We start from the raw sequence: 15,975 nt of genomic DNA on the forward strand, positions 1-15,975 counted from the left end.
GAATCCAGAGCCAGATTTGCGGCCGGCCGAGCCGCAGTGCGCGGCTATGCTAGAAAGCGTTTTATGGTATCGATCGCGCTTGTCCACGCATTTCCGGCTTCCAGCGCTAAATAGTTGCGGGTCTGGTGTGAGGAACACGGCGTGCGGGATGTGCTCCGTGAGCAACGCCCGGATGAAAAATTTGTCATCCAACCGAACGCCGCACGCCATGCGCGGCGCGGCATAAGGCGCGCCATGACCGCCAGGACCGCCGCGCTCGCATGAGCCTTTCGCCGATCTTTTACGATGCCTCCGGCCGTCGCCGGCGGCGCTTTGCGTTCGCGGTCGGAGCGTTCGTGGCGATCGTGCTGCTTTCCGTCGCCGCGCTCGCCATCTCGATCGGGGCGGTGCCCCGCGCGCCGCTGTTGCCGGTCGATGCCGAACACCCAGCGCTCACCCGCCTGCCACCGCCGCACGAGCCGTTGCTGAAGCGTGCAGGCCACCGTTTTCATCATCTCGCCCGGCTCATCACCGGCGCGGCCCCCCGCGGCGTGCGCGACAATGCGGCGCTTGCCATCGGTTTCCACGTGCCATGGGACGAATCCAGCGCCGCGTCGCTCCGGCGGCATATCGAGGATCTCGACTGGCTGATCCCCGGCTGGGTGTCGATCACCGGGGCCGACCACCACATCACCGTGTTTCGCGATCAGGCGGGGCGGGCGATCATCAACCGCGCATCGCACCGCCCGTTGTTGCTGCCGATGATCCAGAATGCGGCTGAGGGAAAATGGGACGGCCGGGGCATGGGGGCGCTGCTCGACAGCCCGAAGCAGCGCCGGGCGCTGCTCGATCGGCTGGAGCCGTGGCTCGCAGCAAACCAGGCCGGCGGCGTGTTCTTCGATTTCGAGGGATTGTCGCCGGCGGCGCAGGCCGATTACCGCACCTTCCTGCGCGAGGCGCGGGCGCGCTTCGGCCGCCATGGCTGGATCGTGGCGATCGCGGTGCCGGTCGGCGAGGATTCCGGCTGGGACGTGAAGGCCTATGCCGCGATCGTCGATCGCGTGTTCCTGATGGCGTATGACGAGCATGAACTGAGCGGGGAATCCGGGCCGATCGCTTCTCAGGCATGGTTCGAGCAGGCCGTGGCGCGTGCTGCGCAGGGCGTGGCGCCAGCCAAGCTGGTCGTGGCGATCGGCAATTACGGTTATGACTGGCATGACGGCGGCGGTGATCCGCTCGCGGTCGATGAGGGCTGGCAGGCGGCGCGGGAATCGAGCGCCATGCCGGTGTTCGATCGCGCCAGCGGCAATAGCGGTTTCGCCTATCAGGACGGCACCAGCCGCCATGTGGTATGGATGCTCGACGCGGCCTCCGCCTATAACCAGATGCGCTTTCTGGCGCGGGCCGGCATCGGCGCGGTCGCGGTGTGGCGGCTGGGCGCGGAGGATCCGGGGCTTTGGGCGATCTTCGGCCGGACTCACCGCCACTTGCCCGCGCCGTCAGCGATCGACGCCATCCCGGCCGGCACCGATGTCGATATCGAGGGCAACGGCGAGATCCTGAAGATTGCCGGCGTGCCCGTTGCCGGCGTTCGTCATACCGCCGCGGCCAAAGACGGATCCCTCGCTTCAGTCGATTTTGCACGGCTGCCATCGCCCTATATCGTCGCCCGGACCGGTTATCGGCCGGGCGAGGTGGCGCTGACCTTCGACGACGGCCCCGATCCGGACTGGACGCCGCGCATCCTCGATATCCTGAAGCGCGAACACGTCCCCGCGACCTTCTTCATCATCGGCGAGAACGCGCTGACTCAGCGACCACTGCTCGAGCGCATGGTGCGTGAGGGCCATGAGGTCGGCAGCCATACTTATACCCATCCCAATCTTGCCGGATCGACCGACAGCGAGACCGGCTTCCAGCTCAACACCACGCAGCGGCTGTTCCAGGCCTTTACCGGTCGCTCGCTCCGCCTGTTCCGCGCGCCCTATTTCGGCGATGCCGAGCCCACTACCGCGGACGAGATCGAGCCTGCGCTCCAGGCACAGAACCGCGGCTACACCTCGGTCGGGCTGCACGTCGATCCTGGCGACTGGAAGCGTCCGGGCGTGCAGGCGATCATCGATCAGACGGTCGCCGGGGTGGAGGCGTCCAATCCCGAGCGCAGCGGCAATATCGTCCTGCTCCATGATGCGGGCGGAAACCGGGCGCAGACGGTCGCGGCGCTGCCCGTCATCATCGCGACGCTGCGCGCGAAAGGCTATCGCTTCGTCCCCGTCTCGACCCTGGCCGGCATTCCCCGCGACGTTGCCATGCCGGTGATTTCGGAGGGAGATCGTGCGGTGGCGGAGACCGACCTGTTCATCTTCGGCGCTATCGGCGCGACCATCACTGCATTGGGGTGGATATTCCTGTTTGCCATCTCGATCGGCATCGCCCGCGCCATCACCTTGTCCGCGCTGGCGCTGATCCAGGCGCGGCGCGAGGCGCGGACGATCTTCCCCACAATCGACCCCAGCCGCTTCGTCACGGTGATGATCCCCGCCTTCAACGAGGAAACGGTGATCGTGCGCGCCGTCCACGGTGTGCTCGCCAGTGTCGACGTGCGGATCGAGGTGATCGTCATCGACGACGGCTCCAGCGACCGCACCAGCGCTGTGGTGACGGAGGCTTTCGCCGACGAACCGCGCGTCCGCCTGCTGACGCTGGTCAATGGCGGCAAGGCTCGCGCGCTCAATGCCGGGCTCGAACTGGCGACGGGTGAGATCGTCATCGCGCTGGACGCCGACACCCAGTTCGAGCCCGTCACCATCGCCCGGCTCTCGCGCTGGTTCGTCGATCCTACGCTCGGCGCGGTCGCGGGCAATGCCAAAGTCGGCAACCGCGTCAATCTCGTCACGAAATGGCAGGCGCTCGAATATATCACCGCGCAGAACCTCGAACGCCGCGCGCTCGCGCGGCTCGACGCGATGACCGTGGTGCCCGGCGCGGTCGGCGCCTGGCGTCTCTCGGCGATCCGCAGCGTCGGCGGCTACCCGGACGATACGCTCGCCGAGGACCAGGATTTGACCATCGCGATCCAGCGCGCCGGCTGGAAGGTCGCCTATGATCAATATGCGGTGGCCTGGACCGAGAGCCCGGAAAGCTTCGCCGGCCTCGCCAAGCAACGTTTCCGCTGGGCGTACGGCACGCTGCAATGCCTGTGGAAGCACCGAGCGGTGATGATTCAAGGCAAGCCGCGCGGCCTGGCCCGGGTGGGCCTGCCCCAGGCGATCGTCTTCCAGATCGTGCTGGCGGCGATCTCGCCGATCATCGATCTTGCGCTGATCCTCAGCTTCATCACGACCTGGTTCGCGATCGAGGCGCATGGTTGGGCGCAGACCCAGCATGATGTCGAAAAGATGCTGATTTACTGGCTCGTCTTCACTGCCATCGATCTGCTCTCCGCCGTCATCGCCTTCGCGCTGGAGCGCCGCGAGAAATGGCGCCTGCTGTGGCTGTTGATCCCGCAGCGCATCGGGTATCGCCAGGTGATGTATTATGTCGTGCTCAAGGCCATTGCCCAGGCCCTGCGCGGCCCGCGGGTCGGCTGGGGCAAGCTGGCTCGTACCGGACGGGTCAGCGTCTGAGCGGGGACATCCGGAACTGATGATTTCCTCTGGCCACTGAGCCGATGGTGCGGCGCGGGCGCTGAGCTATAGGGGAGACATCACCGAGGAGGCGCCGGAGTCGATGGGATTGCTTGTCAGGATATTGGCGTCGTTGCTGGTGCTGGTCGCTTCACCGGCCGCCGCGGCGCCCGCCCGCGCCCCGCTGGTGCTGGCGGCCGCGTCGCTCCAGGAATCGATGACGGCGGCCGCCGATACCTGGGCGCGCCACGGCCATCCCAAGCCGGTCATCTCCTTTGCGGCTTCGTCTGCGCTTGCGCGTCAGATCGAGGCGGGTGGCGCCGCCGACCTGTTCGTCTCGGCCGATGAGGCCTGGATGGACGCTCTGGCCGCGCAGGGTCTCATCGTGCCGGGCACCCGCGCGCCCTTTCTCGGCAATCGCCTGGTGGTGGTCGCCCTCAAAGCGAACCGGGTCGCGATCCCGCTCAAGGCCGGGCCGCTCGCCCGCGTGCTCGGCGCGGGGCCGCTGGCCATGGCCGACACGGAGAGCGTGCCGGCCGGCAAATATGGCAAGGCCGCGCTGGAGAAGCTCGGCGTCTGGGCCGCGGTGAGCCCGCATGTCGTGCGCGCCGAGAATGTCCGGGCCGCGCTCGCGCTGGTCGAACGCGAGGCGGCGCCGCTCGGCATCGTCTATGCGACCGACGCGCGGGCTTCGGCGAAGGTCCGGATCGCGGGCGTTTTTCCCGTCGGGAGCCATCCACCGATCACCTACCCGATCGCCCGGCTGAAGGCGTCGACCAATCCGGAAGGGGAGGCTTTCCGCCGTTTCCTTCTCTCGCGGGAGGGCAAGGCGATCTTCGTCCGCTTCGGTTTCTCGGCGCGCTAGAGGATGCTCGCGCCCGAAGAATGGGTTATCATCGGCCTGTCGCTGAAGGTCGGGGCGGTTGCGATGCTGGTGACCCTGCCGATCGCCTTTGCGCTGGCCTGGGCGCTCGCGCGCTGGCGCTTCCCGGGCAAGATCCTGCTGGACGCCATCGTCCATCTGCCGCTGGTCGTCCCGCCGGTTGTCACAGGCTGGCTGTTGCTGCTCGCCTTTGCTCCAAATGGGCCGATTGGCGGCTGGCTGGTGGGCTGGTTTGGCGTGTCGGTGCTGTTCCGCTGGACTGGTGCTGCGATCGCGGCGGGGGTGATGGCACTGCCGCTGATGGTGCGCGCCATGCGCCTGTCGATCGAGGCGGTCGATCGCCGGCTCGAGGGCGCGGCGCGGACGCTCGGCGCGGGGCCGGGCAGGGTGTTTCGCACGATCACGCTGCCGCTGAGCGTACCCGGCATCCTCGCCGGCGCAGTGCTTGGGTTCGCGCGCTCGATCGGCGAGTTCGGCGCGACCATCACCTTTGTCTCGAACGTGCCGGGCCAGACCCAGACCCTGCCGCTGGCGATTTATTCGGCGCTCCAGCAGCCGGGCGGCGAGGCGATGGTGTGGCGCCTGTCCGCCATTTCCGTCGCGCTTTCGTTCGCTGCGCTGATCGTCTCGGAACTGCTCGCGCGGCGGGCGGGAAGGGGGCTTCATGTCCTTTGACGTCGCCGTGACGAAACGGCTTGGCGATGCCGAGATTGCCGCGGCCTTCACCGCGGGCGAGGGAGCGACGGTGTTGTTCGGCCCGTCCGGCGTGGGCAAGACGAGCGTGCTCAACATGGTTGCGGGGCTTCTGGAGCCCGATAGCGGCCATGTCCGCGTCGATGGCGAGACGCTGTTCGATGCGGTAGCGGGGATCGATCTGCCGCCCGAGCGCCGGCATGTCGGCTATGTCTTCCAGGAACCTCGGCTCTTTCCGCATCTGACGGTGCGCGCCAACCTGCTGTACGGAGCGCGCGAGGGAACGGCGATTGATGGTGAGACCGACTTCCTCGGCATCGGCCATCTGCTCGGTCGCTGGCCGCGCACCCTGTCGGGCGGCGAAGCGCGCCGGGTGGCGATCGGCCGCGCGCTGCTCCGCGCGCCACGCTTCCTGTTGCTCGACGAGCCGCTCTCGTCGCTCGACCGCCCGCGTCGCGAGGAAGTGATGCGCGCGATCGAGCATATCCGCGACGGGCTCGGGCTCCCGATCCTGATGGTGACGCACGATCCCGAGGAGGCCGAGCGGATCGGCACGCAGATCGTCCGCATGTAACTGAACTGTAAAGAATTTGACCCTGCTGTTAAGGTACTTGCGATGGGCGCGCGACTGCGCCACAACGGCGATACCGGGGGGTGCCATGAACAGATCAGCGCGGACGATGTTCGCAATTGTGGTGGGCAGCATGCCGGCTCTTGTTCTCGCGCAAGAGGTCGCTCCTGCACAGCAGCCAGTGGTCGCAAGCGCAGTGGTCGCGCCTGCCGATCCAGGGCCGTCGCAAGGCTATGTGAGGATTCCGGCCAACACGCCCGTGGATCTGGAGATCGCCGGCGCGCTGAGTTCCAAGACCAGCAAGATCGACGAGATGTTTCCCATTCGCCTGCGGTCGGCCATCATGGTCGACGGCAGGATCGTCGTACCTGCTGGAACTACCGGGCAGGGCCAGGTCGTCCATGCCGCCAAGGCACGGGCAATGGGGAAGGCGGGCGAATTGATTCTCGCGGCGCGTTATCTCGACTGCGGCGGGCTCCACATCACGTTACGCGGTTTCCGCTTGGGCGCGACCGGTACCGACAATTCGGGTGTGATTGCGGCTGCTTTCATCGCAGGTGGTGCGATCGCAGCACCCCTGATGTTCGTGAGTGGCGGCGAATCCATCATTTTGCCCGGTGCGCCGGGTCATGCGCGGCTGATGTCCCCGGTGGATGTCCGTACCGAGCCGACGCCCATGTGCGTCGCTCCAACGGCCGAAGCCGCGCCAATAGCGGCCGTCAGTTCCGTTTCGCCGGAGACCGCTAAGGCCGTGCCGGTTCCAGTTCAGCCAAAGTAAGGATGCCATGATGAAATTTCGGGTCGCTTCGCTTCTGCTCCTCGGCGCATTGTCGCTGACGCCTATGTCGGCAATCGCGCAGGATGCGCCGCTGGTAACCAAGTCAGGGCCGATTCCGGCGGCCGAGGCAGGCAAGGGCCAGATCATCTTCTATCGCCCGGGATCGCTGATGGGGGCGGCGCTCGGCTGCACGGTGCATGAAGGCGCCGCCGAGATCGCGCGGCTCGGTTCGGGCAAATATTGGGTCCACAATGCCGAGCCGGGCAAACACGCGTACAACACCGAAGCCGAGAACAAGGATGTGCTCAATCTCGAGATCGAGCCCGGCGAGACCTATTATGTGAAGTGCAAGATTGGCATGGGTGTCGTTGCCGGCCGCCCGAATCTATCGCCGTCGGATCGTGCGGAATTCGCCAAGAAGGCGAAGGGCATGAACCTGTGGAAACCCAAGGGCGACTGAGGCTGGGGCGACCCACATACTACCGGGCCCGACCGGTCGAGGTCGTGTGACACGAAAGAGCCGCCGTCCGGATGCCGGACGGCGGCTCTCTTGTTACCAGACGGCCAATCGCGGGGCGGCCGTTCAGAAGCTGAACTTCGCCTCACCGCCGATGATGCGCGGCTCGTTGATCATGCCGGTCAGGTTGTTGAAGTCGATCGCGCTAATGCTGCGGATCTGGTTGGTGATGTTGCGCGCGAACACGCCGACTTCCAGGCCGCTGTCCATCTTGTAGGCGACCTTGAGACCGCCTTCGAGCAGGGCGCGCCCGCGGAATTCGAGCGCCTCGTAGAGGAAATAGTTGATCGTGCTGCGATAGGCCCAGTCGGTATAGGCATAGAGTTCGCCATTGCCGACCGGCACGCCGTAGCGCGCGGTGACGTTGGCGACCCAGCGCGGTGCCTGGGGCAGATCGTTGCCGTCGATCTTTGCCAGACCCCCGACGATCGGATCGATGACGGTGCAGAGCGACCCGCAAGGGCCAACGCCGATCGACGGATCGCGGATTTCGGTAAAGTTATAGCTACCGCTTGCCGTCAGGATCAGTTGCGGGACCGGCCGGGCCTCGAACTCCGCCTCAACGCCATAACCGATGGCGTGATCGGCATTGAGCAATCGCGCGGAATTGCTGCCGCCGCCGACCGCGGTAAGCTGCAGGTCGTTCGTGCGCGACCAATAGGCATCGAGCGCGAAGCGGACCGTGTTATCGAGCAGAGCGCCCTTGATGCCGCCTTCGCCAGAGATTGTCGTCTGCTTCTTGGCGCTGGTCTGAACGCTGCCAAAGGTGACGCGATCCTGGATCGCCGGGCCCTGATATCCCGTTGCCACGCGGGCATAGAGATTGACTTCGGGGCTTACCGCGTAGGTCGCGCTCAGATCCCAGGTGAAGTCGCCGTCGCTTACCTTCAGACGCGCCGGCAGCGCCGGGGTTGGCGGGAATATGTTGGGCGAAAAGCCCGAGATGCGGTCGTCGCGCCTGTCATGCGAATAGCGGCCGCCGGCGCGCAGCGTCAGGGCATCGGTCGCCTTGTATTCGACCGAGGCGAAGAAGCCATAATTCTTGTTGCTGTTGTCGTGGAAGATATCCTGGTTGTTGTCCGCCTGCTGGAAGCCGCTCGCGGGGAAGACATAATTATATTCGTGATAGCGCAGTTTCTGGCGGAAATAATAAGCGCCGGCCTGGGCGCTGAAGCCGCCGAAATTTTCGGTCGCGAAGCGCAGCTCCTGGCTGAATTCCCGCGGCTGGGTAGTGCCGCCGGTGTTCGACGGGAAGAGCGCGTTGTTCAGGCCGAGGGCCGGGAAGACATAGGCGTTGCCGCCGTCGATATCACCAGTGCTTTCGACATTCGCCTTTTCGAACGCGGTCACGGAATAAAGCGTGCCGACGCCAGCGAAATGATAGTCGAGCTTAAGGTTGGTGCCCCACTGGTTGAGCGACTGGCTGGTATAGCCGTCGATCGCGACCTCGTCCTTGTCGAAGCCGGGCGAGAATTTGTTGCTGCCTTGCTGGAACAGGCCGGCACGGAAGATGCGGGGCGTGCCCGCTAAATCGCGGCCATGGATGTTGAACAGCGCGTTGAAGTCCCCGCTCGAATAGGCGAGCTGGAAACGGGCCGCCATGTCGCGATAGCCTTCGAGCTTCTTGTCGGCGACGCCGGTGGTCGAGGTGTTGGTCACCCAATCGTCGCGACGCTGCAGCAAGCCCGACAGGCGGAAGGAGAAGCCGCCGCCAAGGGGGCCGCCGGCCGCTGCTTCCAGGTTCACCGAATTGTAGGTCGCCCAGGACGCACTGGCATAGCCGGAATAGACCTCACCGGGCTTGGTCGAGTCGAGTTTGACCACGCCGGCGGGCGTATTGCGGCCGAACAACGTGCCTTGCGGCCCGCGCAGCACCTGGACGCTGGCCAGATCGAAGACCGGGAAGGATTTCAGCATCGGGCTTTCGAGGGCGACATCGTCATAGACGACCGACACTGGCTGCGCAGCGTTCGGATCGAAATCGGTGTTGCCGAGACCGCGGATGTAGAAGCGCGGGAATGTGCGGCCGAAAGAGGATTCGATTTGCAGGCTGGGCGTGCGCGAAGACAGGAAGCGAACATCCTGGCCGCTCGAATTGAGCACGTCGAGCTTCTCGCCCGAGATGGCGGTCACGGCGATCGGCACGTCCTTGCTCGATTCCTCGCGGCGCGTCGCGGTGACGATGATGTCGGACAGGCCTTCCGTGTCCTGGCCTGCCTGGACGGGTTCGTCCGCAGGGGCGCTCTCGGCCATGGCCGGAGCGGCGGTCAGCGCCAGCGCGAGCAGTGACGCGCCGGAGACGGCGCGGAGCAGGGCGGTCGAACGAACGGACATGGACTTCATGGGCATCCCCCTATGGGTACGACATCCCTCCCGCAGTGATTCCGTGAGTCCCGGAATTCACGCCAAATCGTAACATGGCCGTCATGCGCATCAAGCGGTCTGCGACGACGCTTGCACTTCTTGCACCGACCGTTGCGTCAATGTCGCACAGGACGCCGGTAAAGCGCCCGCATCGCCGCCTCCATCCGCGCCCGATCGACCGTCATGATGACGCGCTGCGCCTGTTCGCCGAGGTTCGGCCGCCAGGGCTCAGCCCAGGACAAGGTGTCGCCGTAAGCCGCGGTCTGGCTCGTTTCGAAATCGACATAGAGCGTGTCGGACCGGGTCACGATTTCCGGCGCGAGCCACACCATCGCCGCGATCTCGTCCCACATCGGATAGCCCGGCTCGAGCGCCGTCTGCAGCATGTCGGTCAGCGGCGTGCCGGCGCTCTTCAGGCTCGTCAGGAGTTCGCGCGTCCATTGCGTGCCGGTGGAGGGATCGACCGGCACCATGGTGATCTTCGGCCACGGCGCGTGCGCGACGATCTTCGCCGCCTCGGGATCCCAGCGGATGTTGAACTCGCGGCGCGGCGTGTTGACGAATTCGCGGGCGAACTGTTCGGCGGACGGGCCGGTCAGCGTCTGCCGGGGCAGCAGGCTGCCGCCCATATAGATCAGTTCCTTCACATTGGCCGCGAAGCTGGGATCGAGGCTCTGCGCGATGGCGATGTTGGTCATCGGGCCGGTTGCGAACAGCGTGATCTGGCCGGGATGCGCGCGTACCATGCGGACGAGGAAGGCGGCGGCAATCTCGTTCGACGCCCTGGTTGTCGGATTGCCCATCGGCAGGCTTGGCACGACCTCGGGCGACGCGTTGCCGGGATGCGCCTGAACCGTGTCGCCCGGCCAATAATCGGTCCACGGGCCCTTGAAGACGAGGCGTCCGTACAGCGCCTCCCAGCGCTTCGTCGCTTCCTGGCTGTTGACCAGCGGAAAGGTCGCGCCCGGCACGACAGGGATGTCGCGGCGATCGAGGATTTCCAGCGTACGCAAAGCATAAGCGGTGGCGGTGTCGCGCCAGACCGAGCCGCTGGTGGTCGTGATGCCGAGCACTTCGACATCCGGGGATTGCAGCAGCAACACCGGCACGCCGTTCAGCCCGATCAGGTCGTCATCGATCAGGACGAGGCGCTTCGCGAGCGGCGCGGCGACGGCCTGAGCCGATGCCGGCGCGGCAAGCAGGAGCGAGAGGGCGGGGACGAGCAGACGGAAAAGGATGACGAAACGACGCACGGGCAAGCCCCTGATGAGAGTGTCGATGTTTCTCCCGGCCCAGTGCTCTGCGGCACTTTCCAGACCCCAGCATTGCCGTCCTTGGGGCGAGCGTCAACGCGTCGGAACGGGCGAATGACGTGCGGCATCGTCCCAGCCGGATCGAGGTCGGAGGGAGATGCCGCCGGTCAGCGCGTCGCACCGCTGAGGATCGAGTCCAGGAGCGCGGTGGTCAGGTTGAGATCATCGTCGCCAAGGCTTGCCAGCACCTCGGCTCGGACCTGCGCCAGGACGGGCTGAACTTGAAGGGCAACCTCATAGCCTGCCTCGGTGATCTCGATCAGCCGCGAGCGCCCGTCGGCCGGATTCCCAACACGGCGAATCAGCCCGTCGGCCTCAAGCCCGTTCAGCGTGCGAATCAGTGGCGGCCAGCTGATGCCGAGTCGATGCGATAGCTCCGACGTCGTCACCGTCACGCCGGCAAAGGCGAGCGACAGCAAAATCTGCCACCGCGGACGCGTCTGGCCGGTCGCCGCCTTGATCCGCTCCCCCGATACCGCGGTCCAGCGGCGCGCGGTCAGCACCAGTTTACGCGTCACCCGAAATTCCACGTCCTCGCGCGAGCCCGGCGCGAAGAAATCGCGATAGCGGCTCGACCATTGCTCGAACTGGTCGCCTGTCTGGCGAACACAATCTTCCACGCCCCCTCCTGATCTTCGACGATGACGCCGATTTTTGTCCCACCGCGCCAGGCGCGGTGGACCTTATTATAATGGCGCGCCCGGCCCGCTCATCTTTTGATCATGATCATATGGCACACTCGCGCGTGCCCATCTCGTTGATCGTGCGAGCTTATGCCAGTCCAGTCTAGGGGAGCCGGTCGGCCCGGCGCAACCGTATTGACCAACTATGTCTCATGATACATAAGCCCGCTCGTCAAGGGGCACGGAGAATGTTCCAACTTTATTGGGGAGATAAATTGATGTTGCGAGTTTCCGGGAATCTGGTTGCGTTGATGGGCTCGAGCGCGATGGCGCTCGCCCTGGTTGGAGGCGCCGGCTCGGCTGCCGCCCAAACCGCACCCGACGCCGCCCAGGCTGCCGAGACTCCGGTGCGGGACGAAGCACCTGCCGACGCCGCTCCCGAGGGCGATATCGTCGTCACCGGCACGCGTCTCGGCGCCAATTTCACCTCCCCGACGCCGGTCACTGCGATCGGCTCCGAGCGCCTCGATGCCCTCTCCATCACCAATGTCGGCGAAGCGCTTGCCCAGCTCCCCAGCTTCCGCTCGACCAGCGGCCCGGGGCAGCAGGCCAATCTCGTCGGCGGGGGCGTGGGTGCGCGCCTGCTCGATCTGCGCGGTCTTGAGCCGCAGCGCACCCTGGTGCTGGTCGATGGTCGCCGCTTCGTGCCCAGCACGTCGCAGGGCGCGGTCGACGTCAACCTCATCCCCTCGTCGATCGTGCGCCGCACTGACATCGTGACTGGTGGTGCTTCGGCTGCCTATGGTTCGGATGCCGTCGCCGGCGTGGTCAATTTCGTGCTCGATCGCAAGAAGACCGGCCTCCATGCCGAACTCGTCGGCGGCGTCTCGCAGCGCGGCGATGACGGCAACCTGTTCGTCGGCCTGTCCGGCGGCAAGCAGATCGCCAATGGCGTCCATCTCGTCGTCGCCGGCGAATATGAGAAGCTCGAGGGCCTGGGCGATTGTTATTCGCGCTCGTGGTGCGCGAACCAGACGCTGATCCTGGGTAACACCGCGCCGGGTGCGGGAGGGCTGCCGGCCAACCTGATCATCGCCGGGGTCAACACTTCGACGATGACTCCGGGCGGCCTCATCAACCGTTCCTACAACGCCGCCGGCGCCGTGATCGGCACCACCGCGACTGATCCGCTGCGCGGCACCCAGTTTCTCGCCAACGGTACGCCGGCGCCGTTCCAATATGGGACGCTGGTGGGGCCGCTGTTCATGCTCGGCGGCGAAGGTGCCGGCCGCAACGCTTTCATCGCGCCGTTCAAGCTGAAGGTGCCGGTCGACCGTATCTCGACCTATGCAGCGCTGACCGCCGACATCAGCGACCGCGTCACGCTCAATGCCGATTTCTCTTACGGCCGGGTCCGCGGCACTGTCGTCTCGAACGTCATGCGTGATTACAACGCGACGCTGATGGGGCGCATCAAGCGCGACAACCCGTTCATTCCCGCCTCCGTCGCGGCACAGATGGATGCCAATGGCGTGGCATCGTTTATCCTCGGCCGTGCCGGATTCGATCTCGGGCCGGCCTATGCCGAAACGGAGACGACCACCTATCGCGGTGTGCTCGGTCTCGAAGCGAAGCTCAGCGACAACTGGACGCTCGAGGGCTTCTACCAGTACGGCAAGACGACCTTCCATCAGCGGACCTACAACGCGATCAACCTCGCCAACCTGCCGCGCGCGGTCGATGCGGTGCGGTCGGGTGGTCAGATCGTCTGCCGGGTGAACGCCGATGCGAGCACCACCAATGACGACCCGAATTGCGTGCCGTTCAATCCGTTCGGCGAAGGCAACTACGATCCGCGCGCCGCGGCCTATATTACGGGCAACGGCTTCCAGAAGACCGACAACACGCAGCATGTGGCCGCGCTCGATCTGCGCGGTTCGGTCTTCGAACTGCCGGCCGGACCGGTCACGGTCGCCGTGGGCGCTGAATATCGCCGCGACGAGATCGTCGGCACGACCGATCCGGTTTCCATGGTCAACGGTTTCTGGACGCTCAATGGCTCCGCGCTGGCCGGCCATGTCGACGTCAAGGAAGCTTATGGCGAAATCGCCGTGCCGATCTTCAAGGATTCAGCGGTCGGCCATCTGCTCGACCTGAACGGCGCGATCCGCCGCACCGATTACAGCACGAGCGGCGCCGTCACGACCTGGAAGGTCGGTGCGGTCTATGAGCCGATCCAGGGCATTCGCTTCCGCGGCACCCGGTCGCGCGATATCCGCGCGCCGAACCTTTCGGAACTCGTCGGCGCCCGTACCCGGCGGACCATCGGCCTGTCGGATCCGGCCAATAACGGGCTCCAGACAAATCCGACGGTGATCACTGGATCGAATCCCAACTTGTCGGTGGAGACGGCTGACAGCTGGACCGTGGGCGCGGTGCTCGCGCCGCGCGGCGGCTTCCTCGGTCGCTTCCGGGCTTCAGTCGATTATTACAACATCAAGGTGCTGAACGCGATCAGCACGCTCGGCGCCCAGACGCTGGTCAATCGCTGCTATCAGGGCGTGACCGAGTTCTGCGCGCAGATCACCCGCGATCCGGCGAACGGCAACACCATCCTTCAGGTCGAGGACGTGTATCTCAATGCGAACCAACTGCGGACAAGCGGTTACGACATCGAGCTGCAGTATCGCCAGCCGCTCGGCTCGCTTGGCAGCCTCAATGCCCAGGTTCTTGCCAACATCACCGACGAACTGACCACGGTCGACTCCGTCGGGCCCGTGAACCGGGCCGGGCAGACCGGCTGGCGTACCGGCACCATTCCGGGAATGCCCGATTATGTGATCGACGGGCTGTTGACCTGGAGCATCGGCAATTACCAGCTGACCGGCCACGGCAAGTATATCCCGTCGGACCTCTATTGGACCAATTTCGTCGGCCCGGATCAGGACGGCTATGCGGTCACCTTGCCGACCAGCGTCGACAACAACCGCGTGCCGAGCCGCTTCTATCTGGACCTCACCGCGCGCGTGACCATTCCGGTCACCGATGGTCGCGGCTTCGAACTGTTCGGCACCGTCAACAATGTGCTTGATAGAGATCCGCCATCGATCCCGGGCCCGTCGGGCGGCACCAACCAGATCCTGTTCGACCCGGTCGGTCGGGCATTCAAGGTCGGTGTGCGCGTCAGCTTCGGGGGCTGAGCGAAGCGGATCGGAGACAACACATGGCGCTCGATCAACGACAGGATACCCCGCGCAGGATCGACGTAGCGCAGGTGATCGAGCGCCAGCGGATGAACGGTTTCGTCATCCGTCTGGTGGTCATTTCCTGGATCATCACCTTGTTCGACGGGTTCGACATGCTCGTCCTGTCCTTCCTGGCGCCCTATGTGCGGCACGATTTCGGAATCGGGACGGTCGAGCTGGGCCAGTTGTTCGGCTGCGGCACGGTCGGCGCGATGGTCGGCGGGCTTGGCTTCGGCTGGCTCGGCGACCGGATCGGCCGCCGTCCGACGATCATCCTGTCGGTCTTCGCCTTCGGCCTTTCCAGCATGGCGCTCGCCTTTGCCGGATCGATCGAGGCGCTGATGGCGCTTCGTTTCCTCAACGGGATCGCGCTTGGCGGGCTGATGCCGCTCGCCTGGGCGCTCAACATCGAATTCGTGCCCGCCCGTTTCCGCGCCACGGTCGTGACGGTCATCATGATGGGCTACACGCTGGGCGGGGCGATTGCCGGGCCATTCACCGTGTGGGTGGCGCCGCACTGGGGCTGGCATTCGGTGTTCCTGCTGAGCGGCCTCGTCACCATGCCGCTGGTCGTGCTACTGCTCTACCTGCTGCCCGAATCCGCGCGTTTCCTGGCCGTGAAGGGCCGCTCGCCCGATCAGATCGCAAGCTCGCTCAACGCGATCGAACCCGGGCTCGGCGCCACCGCTGCTGACGACTTTACTACCTCGGACGAGAAAAAGGCGGCCGGCGATCAGGGCTTCAGCCTCTCCAGCCTGTTCGAGGGACCGCTGAAGACGATCACGCCACTGCTCTGGCTTGCCTATATCGGCAGCTCGCTGGCGATCTATTTCAAGACGAGCTGGGGCCCGATCCTGTTCGAGGAAGTCGGTTTCACCCGAACCGAAGCAGCCTATGTCGCCTCGGTCACGTCCATCGGCGGGGCGCTCGCCGGGCTGGCGCTGATGCGCTTCACCGATCGCATGGGGCCGATCGCGATCGCTCTGTTCCCGTTGCTCGCCGTGCCGTTGCTGCTGCTGATGGGGTTGGCCGACATCGCCAAGCCGGGATTCGCCGTGCTGTCGATCCTGAGCATGACGATGATCGGCGGGGCCCATTTCGGCATGCACAGCATCGCGGGGCTCTTCTATCCGAGTGCGATCCGCGGAAACGGCGCCGGCTGGGCGACGTCGATCGCCAAGGTCGGGTCGATCGCCGCCCCGTTGCTCGGCGGCTATCTGCTGGCCGCGAACCTGCCGCCGCGCCACCTGTTCGTCCTGCTCGCCACGGCTCCCGCCGTCTGCGCCATCGCGCTGGTGCTGTTGGGACGCCTGTTTCTCAAGCGGCGCGCCCGGACGGCGGCGCTCGAGGCGGAAGCCGTTCTGACCTGATCCACATCAGCCG

General features: G+C 65.5%; 11 protein-coding genes. 8 read left to right on the forward strand and 3 right to left on the reverse strand.

Features of this window, described 5'->3' with window-relative positions; all coding sequences use genetic code 11:
- Window positions 1–260 precede the first annotated feature (260 nt).
- The 6 genes from U1769_RS08215 (at window position 261) to U1769_RS08240 (ending at window position 6,990) form a co-directional block, all read left to right on the forward strand.
- Window positions 261–3,605 carry a trifunctional glycoside hydrolase family 18/polysaccharide deacetylase/glycosyltransferase family 2 protein gene (locus U1769_RS08215; RefSeq protein WP_332714586.1) on the forward strand — a complete coding sequence of 1,115 codons (3,345 nt, stop codon included), beginning with the start codon at window positions 261–263 and terminating at the stop codon, window positions 3,603–3,605.
- Window positions 3,606–3,708: 103 nt separating this feature from the next.
- Window positions 3,709–4,470, forward strand: coding sequence for a molybdate ABC transporter substrate-binding protein (gene modA / locus U1769_RS08220; protein ID WP_332714587.1), 762 nt, complete (start codon window positions 3,709–3,711; stop codon window positions 4,468–4,470).
- 3 nt (window positions 4,471–4,473) lie between these two features.
- A complete protein-coding gene (gene modB, locus U1769_RS08225; RefSeq protein ID WP_332714589.1) occupies window positions 4,474–5,163 on the forward strand; it encodes a molybdate ABC transporter permease subunit in 690 nt (229 codons plus the stop codon).
- On the forward strand, window positions 5,153–5,755 hold the full coding sequence (locus tag U1769_RS08230; RefSeq protein WP_332714591.1) for an ATP-binding cassette domain-containing protein: 603 nt from the start codon (window positions 5,153–5,155) through the stop codon (window positions 5,753–5,755). The genes modB and U1769_RS08230 overlap by 11 nt, the downstream gene beginning before the upstream one ends.
- 85 nt (window positions 5,756–5,840) lie before the next feature.
- On the forward strand, window positions 5,841–6,530 hold the full coding sequence (locus U1769_RS08235) for a hypothetical protein (protein WP_332714594.1): 690 nt from the start codon (window positions 5,841–5,843) through the stop codon (window positions 6,528–6,530).
- Window positions 6,531–6,540: 10 nt separating this feature from the next.
- The gene (locus tag U1769_RS08240) at window positions 6,541–6,990 is read left to right on the forward strand and encodes a DUF2846 domain-containing protein (RefSeq protein WP_332714598.1); all 450 of its coding nucleotides are present in this window, start codon (window positions 6,541–6,543) and stop codon (window positions 6,988–6,990) included.
- Between the two features lie 123 nt (window positions 6,991–7,113).
- Here U1769_RS08240 and U1769_RS08245 read toward each other — a convergent pair whose 3' ends face one another.
- The 3 genes from U1769_RS08245 to U1769_RS08255 all read right to left on the reverse strand — a co-directional run bounded on the left by U1769_RS08245 (window position 7,114) and on the right by U1769_RS08255 (window position 11,344).
- Window positions 7,114–9,390 carry a TonB-dependent receptor gene (locus tag U1769_RS08245; RefSeq protein ID WP_332714599.1) on the reverse strand — a complete coding sequence of 759 codons (2,277 nt, stop codon included), beginning with the start codon at window positions 9,388–9,390 and terminating at the stop codon, window positions 7,114–7,116.
- A 137-nt stretch (window positions 9,391–9,527) separates the two neighbouring features.
- The gene (locus tag U1769_RS08250) at window positions 9,528–10,664 is read right to left on the reverse strand and encodes a nucleoside hydrolase (RefSeq protein ID WP_332714600.1); all 1,137 of its coding nucleotides are present in this window, start codon (window positions 10,662–10,664) and stop codon (window positions 9,528–9,530) included.
- A gap of 167 nt (window positions 10,665–10,831) precedes the next feature.
- Window positions 10,832–11,344: a MarR family winged helix-turn-helix transcriptional regulator gene (locus tag U1769_RS08255; protein WP_332714601.1), complete on the reverse strand. Its 513-nt coding sequence runs from the start codon at window positions 11,342–11,344 to the stop codon at window positions 10,832–10,834.
- A gap of 281 nt (window positions 11,345–11,625) precedes the next feature.
- Between U1769_RS08255 and U1769_RS08260 the strand changes: the two genes are divergently transcribed.
- Window positions 11,626–14,547: a TonB-dependent receptor domain-containing protein gene (locus U1769_RS08260; protein WP_332714602.1), complete on the forward strand. Its 2,922-nt coding sequence runs from the start codon at window positions 11,626–11,628 to the stop codon at window positions 14,545–14,547.
- 23 nt (window positions 14,548–14,570) lie between these two features.
- Complete coding sequence (locus U1769_RS08265) at window positions 14,571–15,962, forward strand: MFS transporter (RefSeq protein WP_332714604.1); 1,392 nt, start codon at window positions 14,571–14,573, stop codon at window positions 15,960–15,962.
- Window positions 15,963–15,975: the final 13 nt, after the last annotated feature.

It is taken from the genome of Parasphingomonas zepuensis, from assembly GCF_036663735.1.
Classification (GTDB): domain Bacteria; phylum Pseudomonadota; class Alphaproteobacteria; order Sphingomonadales; family Sphingomonadaceae; genus Sphingomonas.

Bases quoted from the DNA above. Each gene is read 5' to 3' on its own strand.
- U1769_RS08260 (WP_332714602.1), top strand. From the start codon at position 11,626: ATGTTGCGAGTTTCCGGGAATCTGGTTGCGTTGATGGGCTCGAGCGCG.
- U1769_RS08265 (WP_332714604.1), top strand. From the start codon at position 14,571: ATGGCGCTCGATCAACGACAGGATACCCCGCGCAGGATCGACGTAGCG.
- U1769_RS08215 (WP_332714586.1), top strand. From the start codon at position 261: ATGAGCCTTTCGCCGATCTTTTACGATGCCTCCGGCCGTCGCCGGCGG.
- modB (WP_332714589.1), top strand. From the start codon at position 4,474: ATGCTCGCGCCCGAAGAATGGGTTATCATCGGCCTGTCGCTGAAGGTC.
- U1769_RS08235 (WP_332714594.1), top strand. From the start codon at position 5,841: ATGAACAGATCAGCGCGGACGATGTTCGCAATTGTGGTGGGCAGCATG.
- U1769_RS08240 (WP_332714598.1), top strand. From the start codon at position 6,541: ATGAAATTTCGGGTCGCTTCGCTTCTGCTCCTCGGCGCATTGTCGCTG.
- U1769_RS08230 (WP_332714591.1), top strand. From the start codon at position 5,153: ATGTCCTTTGACGTCGCCGTGACGAAACGGCTTGGCGATGCCGAGATT.
- modA (WP_332714587.1), top strand. From the start codon at position 3,709: ATGGGATTGCTTGTCAGGATATTGGCGTCGTTGCTGGTGCTGGTCGCT.
- U1769_RS08245 (WP_332714599.1), bottom strand. From the start codon at position 9,390: ATGAAGTCCATGTCCGTTCGTTCGACCGCCCTGCTCCGCGCCGTCTCC.